The following is a 4,448-nucleotide window of genomic DNA, read 5'->3' on the forward strand; positions in this document are numbered from 1 at the left end:
ATGACCACACCGAAGCGCACGCCTCTCCACTCTTTGCACGTCGAGCTTGGCGGGAAGATGGTTGATTTTGCTGGTTGGGAGATGCCTGTTCAGTATCTTTTGGGGATCATGGGAGAGCATAAGCAGTGCCGTGAGAAGGCGGCGTTGTTTGATGTGTCTCACATGGGTCAGGTGATCCTGCGCGGTGAGAATGTGGGTGAGAAGCTGGAAGCTTTGTGCCCGCAGGCCTATGCGACGCTGAAGGAAGGCAAGGCGCGGTACGGGTTCTTTACGAACGCGGAAGGCGGGATCATGGACGACCTGATCGTGTCGAATGCAGGGGATCACTACTTCGTGGTGGTGAACGCGGCGCTGCGTCATCAGGACATTCCGCATATGCGCGAGCACCTTGAAGGCGTCGACGTGACCGAGATCTTCGATCGCGCGCTGGTGGCGGTTCAGGGTCCTGCGGCGGAAAACGTCGTGGGTGATCTTTGCCCCGCGGCCCGTGACCTGAAGTTCATGGAAACCACCCTGGCCGATATCATGGGCGTCGAATGCCGCATCTCGCGGCTGGGCTATACCGGCGAGGACGGGTACGAGATCTCGATCCCCGAGGACAAGGCGATCGAGATCACACGGGCCTTCCTGGCGCATGAGGATTGCGAGGCCGCCGGTCTGGGCGCGCGCGACAGCCTGCGGCTTGAGGCGGGGCTGTGCCTGTATGGCAATGACATCGACCAGAGCACCTCGCCGATTGAGGCCTCGTTGGCCTGGGCGATCCAGAAGCGCCGCAAGGAAGAAGGCGGTTTTCCGGGCGCGGAACGTATCCAGCGCGAACTGGCCGAAGGCGCATCGCGCAAGCTGGTGGGCATCAAGCCCGACGGCCGCGCGCCGGCGCGTCAGGGCGTGGAAATCCAGTGCACCGAAGGCAACACCATCGGTCAGATCACCTCGGGCAGCTTTGGCCCGACGGTAGGTGGCCCGATCGCGATGGGCTATGTGTCCGCGGGCCATGGCGCGCCGGGCGAGAAGGTGAACCTGATCATCCGGGGCAAGGCGCAACCGGCGCAAATCGTGGCGCTGCCCTTCGTCAAACAGAATTACAAGCGTTGAAGTCAGGAGAGAGAGACATGGCAACCTATTATTCCGAAGAGCATGAATGGCTGACCGTCGAGGGCGATACCGCCACGCTGGGCATCACCAAACACGCGGCTGAACAGCTGGGTGAAGTGGTGTTTGTCGAGCAGCAGGAAGTGGGCGACGAGTTCGAGAAAGACGGCGAGATCGGCGTGATCGAATCCGTCAAGGCCGCGTCCGAGCTTTATGCTCCGGTCGATGGCGAGATCGTCGAAGTGAACGAGGCGCTGGCCGACAACCCCGGCGCGCTGAACGAAGACCCCGAAGGCGAAGCCTGGATCTACAAGGTCAAGATTGCGGATCCATCGCAGCTTGAGGACCTGATGGACGAGGCCGGATACAAAGCCTTCATCGGCTAACCCAAACCCGAAGCCCCGCTCTTGGGGCTCCACCGCTTCATCTTTTTCCAAATACTCCCGCCGGAGGCTCCCGCAGTCTCCGCCGGCCCTGACCTATCCGTGAGGAGCGCTGCAATGGCCTTCAAACTGACCGACTACGAAGCCTATGACTTCGCCAACCGCCGCCACATTGGCCCGTCGCCCACCGAGATGCGCGACATGCTCAAGGTGATCGGCTTCAAGACGCTGGACGAACTGATCGACGCCACCGTCCCCCCGGCGATCCGGCAGAAACAGCCGCTGGACTGGGGTCCGGCGATGACGGAACGCGATGCGCTGTTCCACATGAAACAGGTGGCGGGCAAGAACAAGGTTCTGACCTCGCTGATCGGTCAGGGTTATTACGGCACCACCACGCCTGCGCCGATCCTGCGCAACATCTTGGAAAACCCGGCCTGGTACACCGCCTACACGCCCTATCAGCCCGAGATCAGCCAGGGCCGGCTCGAGGCGCTGTTGAACTTCCAGACCATGGTCAGCGACCTGACCGGGCTGGACGTGGCCAACGCCTCGCTGCTGGACGAGGCGACCGCGGCGGCCGAGGCGATGGCGATGGCCAAGCGCGGCGGCCGGTCCAAGGCCAACAACGCGGCCTTCTTCGTGGACCGCAACTGCCACCCGCAGACCATCGCGGTGATCAAGACCCGGGCCGAACCCCTGGGCATCGACGTGCAGGTCGCCGACCCGGATCAGCTGGACGCGGGCGCGGTATTCGGCGCGATCTTCCAGTATCCGGGCACCTATGGCCATGTGCGCGACTTCACCGCCGAGATCGCCGCGCTGCATGAACACAAGGCCATCGCCATCGTCGCCGCCGACATCCTGTCGCTGGCGCTGCTGAAGTCACCGGGCGAGATGGGCGCGGATATCGCCATCGGCTCGACCCAGCGCTTTGGCGTGCCGATGGGTTATGGCGGGCCCCATGCTGCCTATATGGCGACCACCGACAAGCTGAAGCGATCCATGCCGGGCCGGATCATCGGTGTGTCCATCGACAGCCGCGGCAACAAGGCCTACCGCCTGTCGTTGCAGACCCGCGAGCAGCACATCCGCCGCGAGAAGGCGAACTCGAACGTCTGCACCGCGCAGGCGCTGCTGGCGGTGATTGCCTCGATGTATGCGGTCTATCACGGCCCCGACGGCATCAAGGCGATTGCCCAGTCGGTGCACCGCAAGACCTCGCGCCTGGCCGCCGGTCTGGAAGAGGCGGGCTTCTCGGTCGAACCCGAGGTGTTCTTCGACACCATCACGGTCGAGGTCGGCCACCTGCAGAAGACGGTGATGGAGGCCGCCGTGGCGCGCGGCGTCAACCTGCGCAAGGTGGGCGAGACCCGCGTCGGCATCAGCCTGGACGAACAGACCCGCCCCGAGACGATCGAGGCGGTCTGGGGCGCCTTCGGCATCGACCGCAAGGATGACAGCTCGAACAAGCAATACCGCCTGCCGGATTATGCGCTGCGTGAAAGCGCCTATCTGACCCACCCGATCTTCCACCAGAACCGGGCCGAGGCCGAGATCACCCGCTATATGCGCCGTCTGGCCGACCGCGATCTGGCGCTGGACCGGGCGATGATCCCGCTGGGATCGTGCACCATGAAGCTGAACGCCACGATCGAGATGATCCCGGTCACCTGGCCCGAGTTCAGCAACCTGCACCCGTTTGTTCCGCAGGATCAGGCGCAGGGCTATCACGAGATGATCGCCGATCTGAACGACAAGCTGTGCCAGATCACCGGCTATGACGCGATCTCCCAGCAGCCCAACTCGGGCGCGCAGGGCGAATATGCGGGCCTGCTGACGATCCGCAACTATCACTTTGCGCGCGGCGAAGGGCACCGCAATGTCTGCCTGATCCCGACCTCGGCCCATGGCACCAACCCGGCCTCGGCGCAGATGGTGGGCTGGCAGGTCGTGCCGGTGCAGGCGGATGAGAACGGCAATATCGATGTCGCCGACTTCCGCGCCAAGGCGGAAAAGCACTCGGATCATCTGGCCGCCTGCATGATCACCTACCCGTCGACCCATGGCGTGTTCGAGACCACCGTGCAGGAGGTCTGCCAGATCACCCATGATCACGGCGGTCAGGTCTATATCGACGGCGCCAACATGAACGCCATGGTGGGCCTGTCGCGCCCCGGCGATATCGGCGGCGATGTCAGCCACCTGAACCTGCACAAGACCTTCTGCATCCCGCATGGCGGCGGCGGCCCCGGCATGGGTCCGATCGGCGTCAAAGCGCATCTTGAGGAACACCTGCCCGGCCACCCGGAATACGGCACCGCCGTGGGTCCGGTCTCGGCAGCGCCCTTCGGCTCGCCCTCGATCCTGCCCGTGTCCTGGGCCTATGTGCTGCTGATGGGCGGCGCGGGTCTGACGCAGGCGACCAAGGTGGCGATCCTGAACGCCAACTACATCGCGGCGCGGCTCAAGGATGCCTATCCGATCCTCTACACCTCGGAAACGGGGCGTGTGGCGCATGAATGCATCCTCGACACCCGGCCGCTGGACGCCGAGGCGCATGTCACCGTCGATGACGTGGCCAAGCGCCTGATCGATTCAGGCTTCCACGCGCCGACGATGAGCTGGCCGGTGGCTGGCACCCTGATGGTGGAACCCACAGAATCGGAACCCATGGCCGAACTGGACCGTTTCTGTGACGCCATGCTGTCGATCCGCTCGGAAGCGCAGGACATCATCGACGGCAAGATCGACGCGGAAAACAACCCGCTGAAAAACGCCCCCCATACGGTGCGCGATCTGGTCGGCGACTGGGACCGCCCCTACACCCGCGAACAAGCCTGCTTCCCGCCGGGCTCCATGGGCGTCGACAAATACTGGTCCCCCGTCAACCGCGTCGACAACGCATATGGCGACAGAAACCTCGTCTGCACATGCCCCCCAATGGACGCATACGAAGACGCCGCGGAATAG

At 63.8% G+C, this 4,448-nt stretch carries 3 protein-coding genes; all 3 read left to right on the forward strand.

The features are described 5' to 3' along the window. The 3 genes from gcvT to gcvP all read left to right on the forward strand — a co-directional run bounded on the left by gcvT (position 1) and on the right by gcvP (position 4,448). A complete protein-coding gene (gcvT, locus tag GS612_RS20395) occupies positions 1–1,095 on the forward strand; it encodes a glycine cleavage system aminomethyltransferase GcvT (RefSeq protein ID WP_171642786.1) in 1,095 nt (364 codons plus the stop codon). A gap of 17 nt (positions 1,096–1,112) precedes the next feature. Beyond that, positions 1,113–1,478 carry a glycine cleavage system protein GcvH gene (gcvH, locus tag GS612_RS20400; RefSeq protein ID WP_171642788.1) on the forward strand — a complete coding sequence of 122 codons (366 nt, stop codon included), beginning with the start codon at positions 1,113–1,115 and terminating at the stop codon, positions 1,476–1,478. Positions 1,479–1,592: 114 nt separating this feature from the next. Then, positions 1,593–4,448, forward strand: coding sequence for an aminomethyl-transferring glycine dehydrogenase (gene gcvP / locus GS612_RS20405; protein WP_171642789.1), 2,856 nt, complete (start codon positions 1,593–1,595; stop codon positions 4,446–4,448).

The organism is Ruegeria sp. HKCCD6157, from assembly GCF_013110685.1.
GTDB lineage: Bacteria > Pseudomonadota > Alphaproteobacteria > Rhodobacterales > Rhodobacteraceae > Ruegeria.